Annotated in this window: 15 protein-coding genes; 12 read left to right on the top strand and 3 right to left on the bottom strand. The window is 68.1% G+C overall.

What is annotated here, in order from left to right:
* The first annotated feature begins 3 nt into the window (after window positions 1-3).
* Window positions 4-990, top strand: coding sequence for an RNA polymerase subunit sigma-70 (locus U0R18_RS17805; protein ID WP_526370812.1), 987 nt, complete (start codon window positions 4-6; stop codon window positions 988-990).
* A gap of 7 nt (window positions 991-997) precedes the next feature.
* Here the strand turns inward: U0R18_RS17805 and U0R18_RS17800 are convergent, their stop codons facing one another.
* On the bottom strand, window positions 998-1960 hold the full coding sequence (locus tag U0R18_RS17800) for an L-lactate dehydrogenase (protein ID WP_526370810.1): 963 nt from the start codon (window positions 1958-1960) through the stop codon (window positions 998-1000).
* 99 nt (window positions 1961-2059) lie between these two features.
* Window positions 2060-2836 carry an SDR family NAD(P)-dependent oxidoreductase gene (locus tag U0R18_RS17795; RefSeq protein WP_526370808.1) on the bottom strand — a complete coding sequence of 259 codons (777 nt, stop codon included), beginning with the start codon at window positions 2834-2836 and terminating at the stop codon, window positions 2060-2062.
* 106 nt (window positions 2837-2942) lie between these two features.
* On the opposite strand from U0R18_RS17795, the gene U0R18_RS17790 reads away from it, so the two are divergent.
* The 3 genes from U0R18_RS17790 to U0R18_RS17780 all read left to right on the top strand — a co-directional run bounded on the left by U0R18_RS17790 (window position 2943) and on the right by U0R18_RS17780 (window position 5561).
* Window positions 2943-3716, top strand: coding sequence for a pirin family protein (locus U0R18_RS17790; RefSeq protein WP_526370806.1), 774 nt, complete (start codon window positions 2943-2945; stop codon window positions 3714-3716).
* A 120-nt stretch (window positions 3717-3836) separates the two neighbouring features.
* The gene (locus U0R18_RS17785) at window positions 3837-5156 is read left to right on the top strand and encodes a YhgE/Pip domain-containing protein (RefSeq protein ID WP_526370804.1); all 1320 of its coding nucleotides are present in this window, start codon (window positions 3837-3839) and stop codon (window positions 5154-5156) included.
* A gap of 12 nt (window positions 5157-5168) precedes the next feature.
* Window positions 5169-5561 carry a nuclear transport factor 2 family protein gene (locus U0R18_RS17780; RefSeq protein WP_526370802.1) on the top strand — a complete coding sequence of 131 codons (393 nt, stop codon included), beginning with the start codon at window positions 5169-5171 and terminating at the stop codon, window positions 5559-5561.
* A gap of 276 nt (window positions 5562-5837) precedes the next feature.
* Here the strand turns inward: U0R18_RS17780 and U0R18_RS17775 are convergent, their stop codons facing one another.
* Window positions 5838-7079 carry a TetR/AcrR family transcriptional regulator gene (locus tag U0R18_RS17775; protein ID WP_526370800.1) on the bottom strand — a complete coding sequence of 414 codons (1242 nt, stop codon included), beginning with the start codon at window positions 7077-7079 and terminating at the stop codon, window positions 5838-5840.
* Window positions 7080-7443: 364 nt separating this feature from the next.
* Between U0R18_RS17775 and U0R18_RS17770 the strand changes: the two genes are divergently transcribed.
* Genes U0R18_RS17770 through U0R18_RS17735 form a run of 8 tightly spaced genes read left to right on the top strand, consistent with a single transcriptional unit; the run spans window position 7444 to window position 16594 of the window.
* Window positions 7444-8253 carry an MlaE family ABC transporter permease gene (locus U0R18_RS17770; protein WP_526370985.1) on the top strand — a complete coding sequence of 270 codons (810 nt, stop codon included), beginning with the start codon at window positions 7444-7446 and terminating at the stop codon, window positions 8251-8253.
* A 1-nt stretch (window position 8254) separates the two neighbouring features.
* Window positions 8255-9118, top strand: coding sequence for an MlaE family ABC transporter permease (locus U0R18_RS17765; RefSeq protein ID WP_526370798.1), 864 nt, complete (start codon window positions 8255-8257; stop codon window positions 9116-9118).
* Window positions 9119-10780 (top strand): MlaD family protein, encoded by a 1662-nt coding sequence (locus U0R18_RS17760; protein WP_526370796.1) that lies wholly within the window; start codon window positions 9119-9121, stop codon window positions 10778-10780. It abuts the gene before it with no gap.
* The gene (locus U0R18_RS17755; protein WP_526370794.1) at window positions 10777-11832 is read left to right on the top strand and encodes an MCE family protein; all 1056 of its coding nucleotides are present in this window, start codon (window positions 10777-10779) and stop codon (window positions 11830-11832) included. The genes U0R18_RS17760 and U0R18_RS17755 overlap by 4 nt, the downstream gene beginning before the upstream one ends.
* Entirely contained in the window at window positions 11825-12895 is a 1071-nt protein-coding gene (locus tag U0R18_RS17750) for an MCE family protein (protein WP_526370792.1), read from the top strand. Before U0R18_RS17755 ends, U0R18_RS17750 begins: the two co-directional genes overlap by 8 nt.
* The gene (locus U0R18_RS17745) at window positions 12892-14010 is read left to right on the top strand and encodes an MlaD family protein (RefSeq protein WP_526370790.1); all 1119 of its coding nucleotides are present in this window, start codon (window positions 12892-12894) and stop codon (window positions 14008-14010) included. Before U0R18_RS17750 ends, U0R18_RS17745 begins: the two co-directional genes overlap by 4 nt.
* A complete protein-coding gene (locus U0R18_RS17740) occupies window positions 14007-15338 on the top strand; it encodes an MCE family protein (protein WP_526370788.1) in 1332 nt (443 codons plus the stop codon). The genes U0R18_RS17745 and U0R18_RS17740 overlap by 4 nt, the downstream gene beginning before the upstream one ends.
* Window positions 15335-16594, top strand: coding sequence for an MlaD family protein (locus U0R18_RS17735; RefSeq protein WP_526370786.1), 1260 nt, complete (start codon window positions 15335-15337; stop codon window positions 16592-16594). The genes U0R18_RS17740 and U0R18_RS17735 overlap by 4 nt, the downstream gene beginning before the upstream one ends.
* Window positions 16595-16624: the final 30 nt, after the last annotated feature.

Genomic DNA, 16624 nt, shown 5'->3' with positions numbered 1-16624 from the left:
CGGGTGAGTGTGCTCGCCCAGGAGGCACCCGACGGCCCGGACGTGTTCATCGCCGACGCACAGCGTTACCGGCGCGAACTGCTGGCGCACTGCTACCGCATGACGGGCTCGCTGCACGACGCCGAGGATCTGGTGCAGGAGACCTACCTGCGGGCCTGGAAGGCCTACGACCGGTTCGAGGGCAAGTCGTCGGTGCGCACCTGGCTGCACCGCATCGCCACCAACACCTGCCTGACCGCACTCGAGGCCCGGAAGCGCCGGCCGCTGCCCACCGGGCTGGGAGCGCCCGATTCGGATCCCACCGCCGAACTCGAGTCGCGTCCCGAGGTGCCGTGGCTGGAGCCGCTGCCCGACCACGATGATTCCGCCGATCCGTCGAACGTCGTCGGCACCCGGGAGTCGGTCCGGCTGGCGTTCATCGCCGCACTACAGCATCTGTCCCCGCGTCAGCGCGCGGTCCTGGTGCTGCGCGATGTGCTGCAGTGGAAGGCCGCCGAGGTCGCCGACGCCGTCGGGGCCAGCACCGCCGCGGTCAACAGTCTGTTGCAGCGGGCCCGCGCCCAGCTCGACAGCGTCGGACCGAGCGTCGACGACGTTGTGGCCGCGCCCGATTCGCCGGAGGCCCGCCAACTGCTGGCCCGGTACATCGCCGCGTTCGAGGACTACGACATCGACACCCTCGAGACGATGTTCACCGCCGACGCCATCTGGGAGATGCCGCCGTTCACCCGCTGGTATCGGGGCCCGCGCACCATCGGCACACTCATCCACCACAACTGCCCGGCCGAGAAGGCCGGCGATATGCGGCTGCTGCCGGTGAGCGCCAACGGCCAGCCCGGCGCGGCGATGTACATGCGGAATCCGCAGACCGGTCGGCACGAACCGTTCCAGTTGCACGTGCTCGACGTCGTACCGGCCGGCATCTCACACGTCGTGGCGTTCCTCGACACGACGGTGTTCCCGAAATTCGGTCTGCCCGAACAGCTCTAGCGCAGCGTCAGGCTCCCTGCACCGCGCCCCACGCGTCGTGCAGGGTCTGCGCCGAGGCCTGCAGGCCCGCCAGCTCGGCGTCGGACAGCGGGATCTCCAGCACCTTGCCCGCACCCTCGGCGGTGACCACGGTGGGCAGTGACAGGCACACGTCATCAATGCCATAGGCACCGGTCTGCAGCGTCGAGACCGGCAGCACCCGGTGCTGATGACCGCGGATCGCTTCGATGATGCGAGCCGTCGACAGCCCGATCGCCAGGTTGGTGGCGCCCTTGCCCTCGATGATCTCGTAGGCCGCATTCACCACGTCGTGCGAGATCTGCGACTGGGTTTCCTTGTCGAACAACGGCTTTCCGTCGATCTGGAACTCATCGGCGGGCACGCCACCGATCGACACGCTGGACCACAGCGATATCTCGGAGTCCCCGTGCTCGCCCACGATGAAACCGTGCACGTTGGCGACCGACAGGTCGGCCCGCTCGGCGATCAGGTAGCGGAAGCGGCTGGAGTCCAGGACTGTTCCCGACCCGAAGATGCGGCCCGGCGGCAGGTCGACCGATCTGACCGCCGCGTAGGTGATGACATCGACGGGATTCGTGACGAACACGATGACCGCGTCGGGCGACAGTTCGAGCAGCTTGGGGGTGAGGTCCTGCGCCATGGCGACGTTGGTGGCCGCCAGGTCCAGGCGGGTCTGGCCCGGCTTCTGTTTGGCCCCGGCGGTCACGACGATGATCTGCGAGCCCGCGGTGACGGCGAGGTCGTCGCCGCCGTCCACCGGGCAGTGCGGCACGAACTGCGCGCCATGGTTGAGGTCGAGCACCTCGGCCCGCACCTTCTTGGCGAAGATGTCGTAGAGCGCCAGGGAGCCGGCCGAGCCGCGGATCAGGCAGGCGTAGGCGATCGCGGTCCCGACGCTGCCCATGCCGATGATGGATACCTTGCCGGTGCGATGGGGTTCAGTAGGCACCCGGTCATTGTCGCCGCACCGGGTCACCCGTGCTGACGAACAGACGCAAAAGCCCCCGAATCCGCGACGGGTCAGGGGCTCCTGCGTCTGTTCGGCGGGTTACTTGGGGGGCATCCGGATGCCGCCGTCGACGCGGACCACCTCGGCGTTCATGTACGAGTTGGTGATCAGTTCGACGACCATCGATGCCAGTTCCTCGGGCTTGCCGAGGCGGTGCGGGAAGAGCACCGACTCACCGAGCTTGGCCTTGAACGCCTCCGACGCCTCGCCCTCGCCGTAGATCGGGGTGTCGATCAGGCCGGGTGCGACGGTGTTGACGCGCACGCCGACGGCCGACAGGTCGCGGGCCACCGGCAGGGTCAGCCCCACCACGCCGCCCTTGGACGACGAGTACGCGGCCTGCCCGATCTGGCCGTCGAAGGCCGCGACGCTGGTCATGTTGACGATCGCACCGCGCTCGCCGGTGTCGGTCAGGTCCAGCCGGCTCATGGCGGTGGCCGCCAGCCGGATGCAGTCGAACGTGCCGACCAGGTTGATCTCCAGCACCTTCTTGTAGGCGTCGAGGTTGTGCGCCGAGGCGAACTCGCCGTCCTTGCCGATGGTGCGCTGGGCCCAGCCGATGCCGGCGGAGTTCACCAGCGCGCGCAGCGGGGCCAGCGACATCGCGGTGTTGACCGCGTCCTCGATCTGCTCGGTCTTGGTGACGTCGACGGTGACGAAGGCGCCGCCGATCTCCTTGGCCAGGGCCTCACCCTTGTCGGCCTGCAGGTCGGCGACCACGACCGTGGCGCCCCGGTCGGCCAGTTTGCGGGCGGTTGCCGCGCCGATTCCCGACGCGCCGCCGGTGACGATTGCACTTGTTCCGTTGAGATCCATGAGCGCCAGCCTACGAAGCGCCCACTGCAGGCGCGCAAGCACCCGGGCCATCCGGCTCCGCACCGTCAGCCACGTAGGCTCGGGCCCAAGTCAAGGAGTGATCGACATGACCGCACCCGTGATCGACATCCGGCGCGCCGACGACCGGTTCAAGACCGCGATCGACTGGCTGGACTCCAAACATTCGTTCTCGTTCGGCCACCACTACGACCCGGCCAACACCCACCACGGACTGCTGCTGGTCAACAACGACGACGTCGTCACTCCGGGCCGCGGTTTTGACACCCACCCGCACCGCGACATGGAGATCGTCACCTGGGTGCTACGGGGCTCGCTGGTGCACCAGGACTCCACCGGTCACTCCGGGGTGATCTATCCCGGACTGGCCCAACGGATGTCGGCCGGCCGGGGCATCCTGCATTCGGAGAGGAACGACAGCTGGACCCTCGCCGGTGACGGCAGCCGGATGGCCGAAAAGCACACCGAGCCTGTGCATTTCGTGCAGATGTGGGTGGCTCCCGATGAGTCCGGCATCGACCCGGGCTACCAGCAGCTCGAGATCGACGACGAACTTCTCGACGGCCGGCTGGTGACCATCGCCTCCGGCCTGCCCGACCATCGCGGCGAGGCGGCCATCACCATCGCCAACCGCTACGCCGCGCTGCAGGGCGCGCGGCTGCAACCCGGGCAGTCGATCGAATTGCCGGAAGCGCCGTATCTGCACCTGTTCGTGCCGCGCGGCGAGGTGACCCTCGAGGGCGCCGGCCCGCTGTCCGAGGGCGACGCGGTCCGGTTCACCGCCGGCGGCGGGCACCGGGTCACCGCGGTCGAACCGGCCGAGATCCTGGTCTGGCAGATGCACGCCGGTCTGACCGCCTGAAGTCCCCCTACCGGAAAGTGTCAGCGCCCACCACGAGACACCGAACGTAAGGAGCGCCACGATATTCACGTCGCGGGGCCGATCGGGCATAGCCTCGCTGCGGTACGAACAGGAGCCCCGATGAATCAGCCCGCCCCGCCGCCGACGCCCCGGCATGCCGCCCCGGACCAGCTGTCCATTCCGCATGCACCCCGGACAATCCGGTTCTGGGCGATCCCGGTCGGTGTCACGCTGACCCTGCTGGCCGCGCTCGCCGGGCTGTATCTCGGCGGAATCCTCAACCCCACCACCAACATCCGGCACTTCCCGATCGCGGTGGTCAACGAGGACGCCGGCCCTACCGGTCAGCAGCTCATCGACCAGCTGACCGCCTCGATGGACCAGACGAAGTTCGACCTGCGGGAGTTGCCGGCGGCCGATGCGGCCACCCAGCTGGACACCGCAAAGGTCTACGGGCAGTTGACGATTCCCGCGGACTTCTCCGCGCAGCTCGACGCGTTCGGACGTTCGGCGCTGCAGCCGGGCACCGCAGTGCGGCCGACGGTGACGATGTCGACCAATCCACGGGCCGGGACACTGGCCGCCAGCATCGCCGGCCAGGCGCTGACCCGCGCCACCACGGAGGTGAATGCCGAACTGGGCAAACGCCTTTCGGCCCAGGTGAGCGCGCAGGCCGGCGACACGTTGCCCGGCGGGGTGACGCTGGCCCTGGCCAACCCCGTCGACGTGCACACCGACGTGCACAACCCACTGCCCAACGGAACCGGCAACGGGCTGTCCGCCTTCTACTACGCACTGCTGCTGCTGTTGGCCGGGTTCACGGGCAGCCTGGTGGTCAGCACCCTGGTGGACTCCATGCTGGGCTACATCCCGGCCGAGATCGGCCCGGTGTACCACTTCGCCGAGCAGACCGTCATCTCCCGATTCCGCACGCTGCTGCTGAAGTGGGCGATGATGACGCTGCTCGGGCTGATCGCCTCGGCGGTGTATCTGGCGATCGCCCACGGCCTGGGCATGCCCATCACGCACGGCTGGCAGCTGTGGGCCTTCGGCGCATTCGCCATCACCGCGGTCGGAGTGACCGCGTCGTCGGTCATCGCGGCGCTGGGGAGCATGGGTCTGCTGGTGAACCTGCTGGTGTTCGTCATCCTCGGCCTGCCGTCGGCGGGCGCCACCGTTCCGCTGGAAGCCGCACCGCGGGTGTTCGGCTGGCTGGCCACCTTCGAGCCGATGCACCAGGTGTTCCTGGGGGTCCGCTCGCTGCTGTACTTCGACGGACGCACGGCCGCCGGCCTGGGCCATGCGCTGCAGATGACGACGGTCGGCCTGCTCGTCGGTCTCCTACTCGGCGGCATCATCACCCGCAGCTACGACCGGCGGGGCTACCACCGGATCCAGGGGGCACTCGAGGCGGCGCGTCCCGCCGCGCCCGAGGCGTGATGGAATCGTGAGATGACCCCGGATGTGATCACCCGCTGGCTGAGCTTCCTGGAGTCCGGCGACACCACCCTGCTCGACGACCTGCTGGCCGACGACGTCACGTTCCGGTCGCCGGCCGTGTTCACCCCGCAGGAGGGCCGGGCCAAGACCAGGGCCTACCTGCTGGCCGCCGAGAAGATGTTCGCCGACAGCGGTTTTCACTACGTCGAGCACTGGTACAACGACCGGTCGGCGATCCTTTGGTTCCGCGCGGACCTCGACGGCGTCAAGGTCGAGGGCATCGACATGATCGCCTGGTCCGACGCCGGCAAGATCACGTCGTTCACCGTGATGATCCGGCCCCTGAAGGCCCTGCAGTCCGTCATCACGCGAATGGGTGAGTTGCTGGCGGCCCAGTCCGGCTAGCTCGTCGGCGAGGGATGTCAGGGGCGCAGGGGTGGCGCCGTGACGGACACCGAGAGGGCGACGCCCGTCGGCCTGCACGGCCTCGAGGTACATCCGCCCGCCCGGTGTCCGCCCCCGACCTACGGCGCCGTCGATCCCCCGAGATCCGAACGCCGGGGCTGTTGTGAATGCGGGGCGACGGAAGGCCGGTGACGCCCCCGCCGCGTCGCTGACCTGCCCGTCGACCACGAACTTGCACAGCTCCGAGAAGAAATGTACACGACTGTGACCAGTCTATTAACGGAATGGTAAAGCCGATTCGGACCCTTTGCTGAGCAACGCGTCGGTGTCGGCCGACAACACGGCCGCCATCAACGTCTCCATCGCGGCGCTGACGCCCGCGGTGGTGTCCGGGTGGCGCGCCAGAGCGCCCACGTCGACGGCGACCGCGAAGGCCGCCTGCACCATGAACCGGGCGTCCCGCCCGGACAGGTCGGGACGCGCCGCGGTGAGCACGCCCACCCAGGTGTCGATGGTGCCGCGTTGCATGTTGCGCAACAGCACCGAGTCGGTGGGCGAGAGGCTCGGCCGTTCGGTGAAGTAGAGCGAATCGATCCCGGGGTACTCCAGCGACCGGAGTACATAACTGTGGATCAACTCCTCCAGAGCACCGGCGGGATCAGCATGGGCGGCCAGGATCACGGCCGTGTCGGCCGACAGCCGATCTGCCGCGCGGCGGAACAGGGCGGTCAGGATGTCGGCCTTACCGGGGAAGTACCGGTAGATCCCTGATGTCGGCATGCCGACCGCCCGCGCGATGTCGTCCAGGGTGGTCTGGCGGTATCCGTCCCTCAGGAACAGTCGCATCGCCTCACGCAGCACCGCTTCGAACCGCCCCGCGGTGGCGCGGTTCCCTGGTGCGTGCGGAGCGGGACCGTGGACGGGGTCGACGGACACCGGCGCCCACAGGAGCGCGCGCGCCATACCGCCGAACAGTCGGTGCACGCGGCCGGCCGAGAGCGTCGCGCGATGCTCGACGATCGACCCGATGGCGGCGAGCACCCCGATCGACAGGGTCCAGCGCTGTTGGGAGCCCAGTTCGGGCCGCAGGATGCGGATGGGCTCCTGCAGTCGCGTATTGACCAGCCGCACGTGGGAGGTCAGGGTCGCCAGATCCTCGTCCACGAGATAGCGGCCGCCCCACCGGTACACCCCGCCGCGAGTGCGGTTGGCCAGCGCGGCGTCGACCAGGGCCGAAACCAGGCGGTCGTACGTCTGCACGGCGTCCTGGTCGGTCACGGGCGGATCGTCCGACAGCGCGGTGGCGTCGACCAGTTGTTGACTCAGGGCCAGCACCGCGGTCCGGAACATGTCGTACTTGCTCGGCGAGTGCCGGTACAGCGCGGCAGCCGAAACGCCCACGCGGTTGGCGATATCGTCCATGCTCACCGCGTGATAGCCCTGTTCGCTGAAAGCCTCGGCGGCGATGCTCGCGATCTGCGCTTTGCGGTCCTTGGGGCGCCGCCGCGGCTCGGCCATGCCCAAACGATAGTGCAAAAAGTGCCGAAATTGTCACTAACTTAAATTCGTCTGGACGATACCGCCCTCGGCCGTATGCACTGGTCGTTAACATCGCCAAATGATTGACGGCTACCGATCGGCCAAGGTCCGTCCTGCGGCCCGAAGCCTCGGAACTGCTGTTAACTTGAAGCCTTGCGCCGCCGCACCGGGTTGTGACACGCTTCACAGCGTGCCATGTCCGCCCCTGCAAATCTTCAGAACGGAGCCAGTGACTTGATCCGCAGTCAAGCGCACCGGCCGCGAACGGGGCCGTGACGTGACCGACGTCGTCAACGATGCGGCCCCCGCGCAAGGCAACGGAGGTTCCAGCGGCCTTGCCGCGATCGAGAACTGGACCACCGGTTACGTCGACCGGCACCCCAAGGCCGCCATCGCCACGGTCGGCGAACAGTTCGTGCTCGGGGTGCGCACCCTGCAGTGGTTCTTCATCGACCTGTTCACCGGCCGCTTCCAATGGCAGGAGTTCGTCCGGCAGGGCGCGTTCATGGCCGGCACCGCGGTGTTGCCGACGATCCTGGTGGCGCTGCCCCTCGGCGTGACGCTCTCGATCCAGTTCTCGATCCTGGCCGGGCAGGTGGGTGCGACGTCGCTGTCCGGCGCCGCCAGCGGGCTGGCCGTCGTCCGGCAGGCCGCGTCGCTGGTCGCCGCCATGCTGATGGCCGCCGCGGTCGGATCGGCCATCACCGCGGACCTCGGCTCCCGCACCATGCGCGAGGAGACGGCGGCCATGGAGGTCATGGGCGTCTCGGTGGTCCGCCGACTGGTGGTCCCGCGGTTCGCCGCGGCCATCATGGTGGGCTTCGCCCTGACCGGTCTGGTGTGCTTCGTCGGCTTCCTGGCCAGTTATCTGTTCAACGTCTACTTCCAGAACGGCGCGCCCGGCAGCTTCGTCGCCACCTTCGCGTCGTTCGCCACCACCGGGGACATGATCCTGGCCCTGCTCAAGTCCGTCGTCTACGGCGCCATCGTGTCCGTGGTGTCATGCCAGAAGGGGCTGTCCACCAAGGGCGGCCCCACCGGCGTCGCCAACTCGGTGAACGCCGCGGTGGTCGAGTCGATCCTGGTGCTCATGGTCGTCAACGTCGCCATCAGCCAGCTGTACATCATGCTGTTCCCGAGGGTGGGGCTCTGAGATGACCGCAAGCACCGTCCGCCCGATCCCCCCGATCCTCGAACCGCTGCGGCGGCTCTCCAAGCGTGCCGTGCAACCGGTCGTCCGGATCGGGCACATGTTCGCGTTCTTCGTCCGGGCCGTCATGGGCATCCCCATCGTCCTGAAGAACTACCGGGCCGAGTTCGTCCGCCTGCTCTCCGACATCGCCTGGGGCAACGGCTCATTGGTGGTCGGTGGCGGTACCGCCGGCGTCACCATCGTGCTCGGCGTGACGGTGGGCGCACTGGTCGGCATCGAGGGCTACAACTTCCTCAACATGCTGGGGCTGGGGCCGGCCACCGGGATCATCTCGTCGCTGGCCAACACCCGGGAGCTGGCGCCCATCGCCGCCTCACTGGCCTTCGCGGTGCAGGCCGGCTGCCGGTTCACCGCCCAGCTCGGTTCGATGCGGATCGCCGAGGAGATCGACGCCACCGACACCCTGGGCATCCGGCCCATCCCCTACCTGGTCACCACCCGGCTGATGGCCTCGGCCATCGCGATCGTGCCGCTCTACGTGGCCTGTCTGGCCGCCAGCTACCTGACCACCCAGGCGGTGGTGATGCTGGTCAGCGGTGGCTCCACCGGGTCGTACCTGCACTACTTCACGATGATGCTGTCGCTGCGGGACATTCTGCTGTCCGTCCTGAAGGCCATCATCTTCACGGCCATCGCCTCCACCATCCAGTGCTATTTCGGGTTCTACGCCAGCGGCGGCCCGGTCGGCGTCGGCGTGGCCGCCGGGCACGCGATGCGCGCGGCCATCACCGTGGTGATCATCGTCAACATGCTGCTCACCATGGCGTTCTGGTCGGTCGACGCCGGCGCAAGGTTCGGTGGCTAGATGTCCAACGCCTACGAGACCGACGGACGCGGACCCACCGAGCGCCAACTGTTGTTCGCCGGTATCGGCGTGATCCTGGTCGCCGCACTGATCACCGCGTTCCTGATGCTCAAGTCGACCGGCCGGCTCGACCCTCACGTTCCGGTGGTCGCCGAACTGACCAACGTCGGCGACGGCCTGCCCCAGAACTCCGACGTGAAGTACCACGGCCTGCTGGTCGGCACGGTCCGCGACGTCTCCCCCGGTACCGACGGCCGGCCCAACACGGTCGCCATCAACCTGAAACCCGAATTCGCCAAGTCGATCCCGGCGACGGTGACGGCGCGCGTGGTGCCCAGCAACATCTTCGCGGTGTCGTCGGTCCAGCTCGTCTCCGAGAACAAGACCGGCCCCGCGATCGGCCCGGGCGCACGCATCCCCGAGGACACCGCACTGCCCACGGTGATCTTCCAGACCACGCTGAACAAGCTCCGCGACATCCTCGCCGCCACCGGGCGAAATCCGCGGGAGGACAACAGCATTGGCATCATGGCCGCGATCAACGAGGCCACCGAGAGCCGCCGGCCCGAACTGCTCCAGGCCGGCGCACAGCTCAACCGGCTGCTCGACCAACTCGACCAGATCGTCGCCACCGATCCCGCCGGGCCCACCACCGTGTCCGCTCTCCTCGATGCCACCCGCGGTCTGCAGCAGACCGCTCCGGAACTGGTCGACGCCCTCCATCAGGCCGTCGTGCCCATGCAGGTGTTGGCCGAACAACGCGCGCAGCTGAACGCCCTGGTCAGCGGCGGCATGAACACCCTGGGCACCACGCAGACCGCGCTGGACAATCACATCGACCAGCTGGTCTCCATCACCGGTCAGCTGACGCCCGTACTGGGATCGCTGGCCATGAACGCCCACAACTTCGTGCCCGCGTTCAACAAGATCGGCGGACTCACCAACAGGTTCTTCGACAACGTCTGGCTGCCGGAGCGCGACATCGGCAACTTGCGGGTCAACCTGTCCTTCACGCCGTCGTACTCCTACACGCGGGCCGACTGCCCCCGGTACGGCGAGCTCAAGGGCCCCAGCTGCTACACCGCACCGCTGGTCGCGGTCCGGCCGGACATCCCCGAGGTGCTCCTGCCGCAGAACTACCAGCCCCCGAAGAACCTGACGCCGCCGCGCGGAACGGTGTTGGGGCCCAACGGGAATCTGGTTGCCGTCGGCCCGCCGCTGATCAACCCCTACCCCAACCTGACCGACCCCAACCCGCCGCTGCCGGCGGGGATGACGCCCGCGCCGCCGGTCCCCGGCACCGCCAACCCGGACCTGGCGCCCATCACGCACCCGACGCCGCTGCTGTCGCCGCCCGCACCGGTGGCCCAGCCCGGTTACCCCAACGCGCCGCTGCCCGGTCCCCCGCCGGCCCCCCCAGGAGCTCCAGCGCCACCGGCCGCACCGGCACCCCCGGCGCCCGCCAGCCCGCTGCCCGCCGAGGCCGCACCCGCATCGTTCGGCGGAAACGTGGGCCCCGTGGGTAGCGCGCAGGAACGCGCCGCACTGAGCGTCGTGACCGGCCAGCCGGCCACCACCGCCACCCAGCTGCTGCTCGGTCCCGTCGCACGCGGGATGACCGTCTCACTCGCATCAGCTCCCGGGGAAGGGGGTCCCCGATGAAGTTCCGTGGCCCGATGATCGGCCTGTCCGTGTTCATGGTCGTCGCGCTGACCCTGACGTGGCTGGTGTACAGCACGCTGCGTCGTGACGTCACCGGACACACGCAGCCGTACGCGGCGGTGTTCACCGACGTCTTCGGCCTGCGCGAGGGCGACGACGTCCGGATGGCCGGCGTCCGGGTCGGGCGGGTCCAGAAGATCGAACTCGAGGGCACCCGGGCCAAGGTCGATTTCGTGGTGCAGTCGAACCAGAACCTGTACCAGAACACCGTCGCCTCGGTGGTCTACCAGAACATCGTCGGGCAGCGTTTCCTCGGGCTGTCGCTGGGGCATGTCGGCGATTCGACCAAGCTGTCCCCCGGCGCCACCATTCCGGTGGAGCGCACCGACCCGTCGTTCGACGTCGGCCAGATGATCAACGGTTTCGAGCCGCTGTTCAGCCTGGTCAATCCCGACGACCTCAACAACCTCACCGAGGGCGCCATCAAGTCGCTGCAGGGTGACCAGTCGTCGTGGGCGGTCCTGATCGACCAGACCAGCAAGTTGACCAACGCCTTCGCCGGCCAGGACAACGAACTCGGGGATGTCATCACGAACCTGAACTCGATGGTGGGAAATCTGGCCCAGCACAACGCCGATCTCGACCACGTCATCACCCAGACCCGCGGGATGGTGTCGACGTTCAACGCGCGGCGCCCCGAGCTGGTGGACTCGATGGGATCGATCAAGCGGGTGGTGAACCAGCTGGCGACCATCAGCGACAACGTCTACCCCTCGCTGAACGAGATGATCAATCGCCAGCCCGGCTTCTCATCGCATCTGCTCTCGATCGAACCGCAGCTCGCCTTCACCGGCGCCAACCTCCCGTTGCTGCTCAAGGCACTGGCGCGGATGACCAACGAGGGTGCGTACGGCAACACGTACTCCTGCGACCTCAACGCCACGGGATTCTTCCCCGGCCTCAACGACGTGACACCGATCATCGTCAACGCGGCCACCCCGGGGAACAAGGCGCAGTACAGCCCACGATGCAGGAACATGGCCAATGGCTGACCAGAGCGCGGCGCAGACGCCGCCGAGGACGAGGACACAGGGGCCGCGCAAGACGCCGCTCGAGGAGCGCAGCAAGATCCTGCTCGGCGTGATCGCCATCATCGTGGTCGGCGCGCTCGTCGCGACGCTGCTGGGCGTCAAGGCCGCCAACTTCGGCTACCGGCACGTCAAGGCCCAGTTCCTGCAGGCCGCGGCGCTGACGGACGGCAACGCCGTCACGGTCGCCGGCATCCAGGTCGGGACCGTGTCCGGTATGAAACTGATGGGCGACCACGTCGAGGCCGAACTGCGGGTGCGCGACGACGTGCCGCTGGGCGACCAGTCCCGCGCCACCATCAAGGTCCTCACCATCCTGGGCTCGCGGTATCTGTCGCTGGAGCCGGCGGGCTCGGGTTCGTTGCCCAACAACACGATCGATCTCGCGCACACCGAGGTGCCCTACGACCTGCAGCAGGCGCTGACCGATGCGACGGGCACCTACGAGCAGATGGACTTCACCAATTTCGGCCAGTCGCTGGGCGCACTGGGGACCCAGCTCAAGGGCCTGCCCCCGCTGATCCCACAGGCGATGGAGAACCTGCGCCGGCTCGCCGACATCGTCGGAACCCGCCGGGATCAGATCGGCTCGCTGCTGAAGACCACCGAGACCGTCACCAACACCCTGCACAGCCAGCAGGCCACTGTCGGAAGCCTTGTGCGGCAGGGGAATTCGCTGGTGGGCGAGTTCGTCGAACGACGCGCGGCCTTCCATGCCATGCTGGCGTCCCTGACGGATCTGGTCCAGACGCTGAACAACATCGTCGTCAATGACCGACCCCAACTCGAACAGACGCTGCGCGATCTGCGCCATCTGTCCGACCTGCTGGCCCAGCACGACGACTTGTTGCGCTCCATCCTGCAGGCCGCCCCGGTGGCGCTGCGCGGCCTGGCCAACGCCACCGGCACCGGCAACGCGGCCGACCTCAACGTGCCCAACGGCCTGCTCGCGGACTCGTGGATGTGCGCCATCAGCGGACGGGCCAAGCAGTTCAACTTCGTCCAGTACTTCCAGGACTGCAAATGACCAGAACTCGTAAGCGCATGATCGCCCTCACGGCCCTCGGACTGGCCGCGCTACTGGTGGCCGGTGCCATCGGCTGGAAGTTCCTGCAAGAGCGGGTCAACGTACTGCACGTCACGGCCCAATTCGACAGCGCCGCAGGGCTTTACGTCGGTAATAAGGTGGCGGTGCTCGGGATGCCGGTGGGTACGGTCAGCAGGATCACCCCGAAGGGCGGCTACGTCGAGGCCGAGTTCACCGTCGACAAGGACGTCAAGCTGCCGGCCGACGTGCACGCGGTGACCATCTCCAACTCGATCCTGACCGACCGCCAGGTGGAGCTGACCCCCCCGTACAAGGGCGGCCCGGTGCTGGCCGACCACGCGACCATCGGCCTGGCCCGCACCAAGACCCCCATCGAGTTCGCCCGCACCCTGGACCTGGTCAACAACCTGTCGAAGTCACTGCACGGCGACGGGCACGGAAACGGCCCACTGGCCGACGTCGTCAACTCCGGCGCGGCCATCGCCGACGGGAACGGCGAGCTGATGAAATCGTCGCTGGGCGACCTGTCCGATGCGCTGCGACTGTCCGCCGACCGCGGGACCATCACCCGCGAGCAGCTGACCACGGTCATCAAGAACGTCAGTTCGATGTTCGACGCGGCGGCCAAGAACGACGCGACGCTGCGGGAGTTCGGCGGCAACATCCGCGCACTGAGCGACATCGTGGCCGACGAGGACCTGGGCTCGGGCACCACCGGCCGCAAGATCAACCAGGTGGTCGAACAGCTCAGCAAGGTCCTCGACGACAACCGCGACAACATCAAACAGGTTGTGCTCAACGGCAACAAGTCAGTGGGAACCCTCGTCGACAAGCAGCGCGACACGATGGAACTCCTCGACGTCCTCCCCATGACGCTGGACAACATCTACAACTCGATCGATCAGAAGAACGGCGCCCTGCGGGTGCACGTGCTGACCGACAAGGTGCTGTTCGACACCCAGACGCTCAAGGAGGTCTGCAACATGATGGGGTTGCGGCAGCTCGGGTGCAGCACCGGCACACTGCAGGACTTCGGGCCCGACTTCGGGCTCACCTCCGTCCTGGACGGCATGGCGGCGATGGGACAGCGATGAGGCCCATCGGACGAACCCTGGCACTGGCGGTGGGCACCTGCCTGACCGCCTCGGCCTGCGCGGGCGGCGGGCTCGCCAGCCTGCCGTTGCCGGCTCCGGGCAATCACGGCTCCGGGGGCTACACGCTGACGGCGGTGTTCACCAACGCACTCAACCTGCCCGACCGGGCCAAGGTGAAGCTCGGGGGCGCCGATGTCGGCGAGCTCCAATCGATGGAGGCGCACAACTACACCGCCGTCACCCGGCTGCGGATCATGGGTGGCGTGCAGTTGCCCAAGGGCAGCACGGCCGAACTTCGGTCGGCCACCCCTCTGGGCGACGTGTTCGTCTCCGTCCGGCCGCCGGAAAAGGTCGCGCCGGGCACCCCGCTGTTGAAGGACGGCGACACCCTCGGGATCGATTCGACGTCGTCGGCCGCCACCATCGAGGCGCTGCTCAGCTCGGCGGCCATCGTGGTCAACGGTGGCGCGGTGCGGAACCTGACCAACCTGGTCAACGGCATCGGCAAGGCGACCGGTGATCAGGGACAGGCCTTCGGCGACCTGATCGCCAAGACCAACCGCACGCTGGGCACCCTCAACGCCCGGTCGGACCAGATCTCCGAGGCGATGAAACAGACCTCGCAGCTGGCCACGAAGCTCAACGACAAGAACGACGAACTCAGCGCCCTGATGGCCGCGGCCAACCCGGCGACGGACACGCTGGCCGAGAACACCAGCCAGATCGCCGATCTGGTGACCCGGGTCGGCTCGGTCAGTGACCAGCTGCAGAAGTTCCCGTCGGTCGCCGGCACGGATACCAGCGGCCGCAGTGTCATCGGCGACCTGAACACCATCGCCGGATCCTGGAACGATGTCGTGCTGGCCCCCGATGCCCGGCTCTACCACCTGAACCGGTTGATGCCGCCGTTCGTGAAGATGTTCCCGAGCAGCGCGTGGTCGGTGAACACCAGCATCGACCGGCTGATCCTGGGACACATCCCGGACATCGGATTCGCCGGTGACGACGGCCTGCACGGCCCGAAGTGGTCCAACTTCAACCAGATCATCGGGTCGTTCAAGTACACGTTGTTCCGGTTGCAGGAGCGGATCGTGGGACAGGGCCAGGGCGTGCCGCAGGTGCCGGTGATCCCGAGTCCGACCGAGCCGGGTCAGTTGGCGGTCGCCGGTCCGCCGGAGGGCCCGCCGACACCGCCGCTGCCCCTGCCGGTGGCACCGCCCGCCGTCTCCAATCCCGGGCAACCGAGCGGCCCGCCACCGGGTCCCGCACCCGCCGCCGTCCCGGCACCCGCGCCCGCCGGGCCCCTCCCCGCGGAGGCACCGCAGTGAGCAACCCGATTCACAAGACCGCCGACGGCATCGTCGGCGTGGTCCGCTACGGCTACCACCATCGCGCGTGGCTGTCCGCGCTGGCCCTCGTCGCCGTCATGGTGGTCGCGGTCGGCTACCTGCTGTTCGGCGCGCTGCGGGTCAACCCGTTCGCCTCGACCTACCGGGTGACCGTCGAGCTGCCCGAGTCGGCAGGCCTGCTGCCCAACCAGGACGCCACCATCCGCGGCGTCCCGATCGGGCGGGTGGACTCGCTGCACATCACTCCGTCCGGCGTCGACGCGGTGCTGCGTCTGGAGTCGCGGATGAAGATCCCGTCGGCGAGCCAGGTTCGCGTGTCCGGGTTGTCGGCGGCCGGCGAACAGTACGTCGATTTCGTGCCCGAGTCGGAGTCGGGCCCGTTCCTGTCCGACGGCAGCCGGATCAAGCTCGGTCACGCGACGGTGCCGATCAGCCTGGCGGACATGCTCGCCAACTCGGACAGCACCCTCGCACAGGTCGACCCGGCCAAGCTCGACGTGCTCAAGAAGGAACTGAGCATGACCAAGGCCGGCCCGCAGAAGCTCGCCGACGTCGTCGACGGCGGCACGTTCATGTTGTCGACGCTGGATTCGGTACTGCCGGAGACCACCAGCCTGCTGCGGACCAGCCGCGTGGTGTTCGACCTCGTGGCCGACAAGAACGCCGGCATCGTCGTCGCCACCGACAATCTGAGCCGCAGCTTCGCCGGCATCGACCGCATGGTCAACGGTTACCGGACCCTGACCAATCAGACGCCCGACGCCCTGACCAAGGTCGACAACCTGTTCACCGACAACTCCGACACCATGGTCCAGTTGCTCGGCAGCATGGCCACCACGTCCCAGTTGCTCTACCAGCGGGTGCCCGCGCTGCAGGCGTTGTTCCCCACCTACCGCACGTCGGTGCTCGACGCCATCGGCGCCACGATGCACGACCAGGGGCTGTGGGCCACCGGCGACATCTACCCCCGCTACTCCTGCGACTACGGCACACCGCGGCGGCCACCGGCCTCCGCGGACTATCCCGAGCCGTACATGTACACCTATTGCCGCGACGAGGATCCCGCGGTGCTCATCCGCGGGGCCAAGAACGCGCCGCGGCCGGCCGGGGACGACACCGCCGGGCCCCCGCAGGGCGCCGATCTGGGGCAGACCACCGACCCAACGCCCAAGGGGCGGTACACGATTCCCACTCCGTACGGTGGACCGGTACTGCCCATCGAACCGCCGCACTGAACCACCGACGCACGCGCCTACCCCGCCTGC

The sequence above is a fragment of the Mycobacterium sp. genome (genome assembly GCF_046330795.1).
Classification (GTDB): Bacteria; Actinomycetota; Actinomycetes; order Mycobacteriales; family Mycobacteriaceae; genus Mycobacterium.
This window is presented reverse-complemented; position numbering and strand designations above follow the sequence as displayed.

What these genes read in the sequence shown, in the direction of transcription:
- U0R18_RS17795 (WP_526370808.1), bottom strand. Translation starts at nt 2,836, where the DNA reads ATGGATCTCAACGGAACAAGTGCAATCGTCACCGGCGGCGCGTCGGGA.
- U0R18_RS17790 (WP_526370806.1), top strand. Translation starts at nt 2,943, where the DNA reads ATGACCGCACCCGTGATCGACATCCGGCGCGCCGACGACCGGTTCAAG.
- U0R18_RS17785 (WP_526370804.1), top strand. Translation starts at nt 3,837, where the DNA reads ATGAATCAGCCCGCCCCGCCGCCGACGCCCCGGCATGCCGCCCCGGAC.
- U0R18_RS17780 (WP_526370802.1), top strand. Translation starts at nt 5,169, where the DNA reads ATGACCCCGGATGTGATCACCCGCTGGCTGAGCTTCCTGGAGTCCGGC.
- U0R18_RS17775 (WP_526370800.1), bottom strand. Translation starts at nt 7,079, where the DNA reads ATGGCCGAGCCGCGGCGGCGCCCCAAGGACCGCAAAGCGCAGATCGCG.
- U0R18_RS17765 (WP_526370798.1), top strand. Translation starts at nt 8,255, where the DNA reads ATGACCGCAAGCACCGTCCGCCCGATCCCCCCGATCCTCGAACCGCTG.
- U0R18_RS17760 (WP_526370796.1), top strand. Translation starts at nt 9,119, where the DNA reads ATGTCCAACGCCTACGAGACCGACGGACGCGGACCCACCGAGCGCCAA.
- U0R18_RS17755 (WP_526370794.1), top strand. Translation starts at nt 10,777, where the DNA reads ATGAAGTTCCGTGGCCCGATGATCGGCCTGTCCGTGTTCATGGTCGTC.
- U0R18_RS17750 (WP_526370792.1), top strand. Translation starts at nt 11,825, where the DNA reads ATGGCTGACCAGAGCGCGGCGCAGACGCCGCCGAGGACGAGGACACAG.
- U0R18_RS17745 (WP_526370790.1), top strand. Translation starts at nt 12,892, where the DNA reads ATGACCAGAACTCGTAAGCGCATGATCGCCCTCACGGCCCTCGGACTG.
- U0R18_RS17740 (WP_526370788.1), top strand. Translation starts at nt 14,007, where the DNA reads ATGAGGCCCATCGGACGAACCCTGGCACTGGCGGTGGGCACCTGCCTG.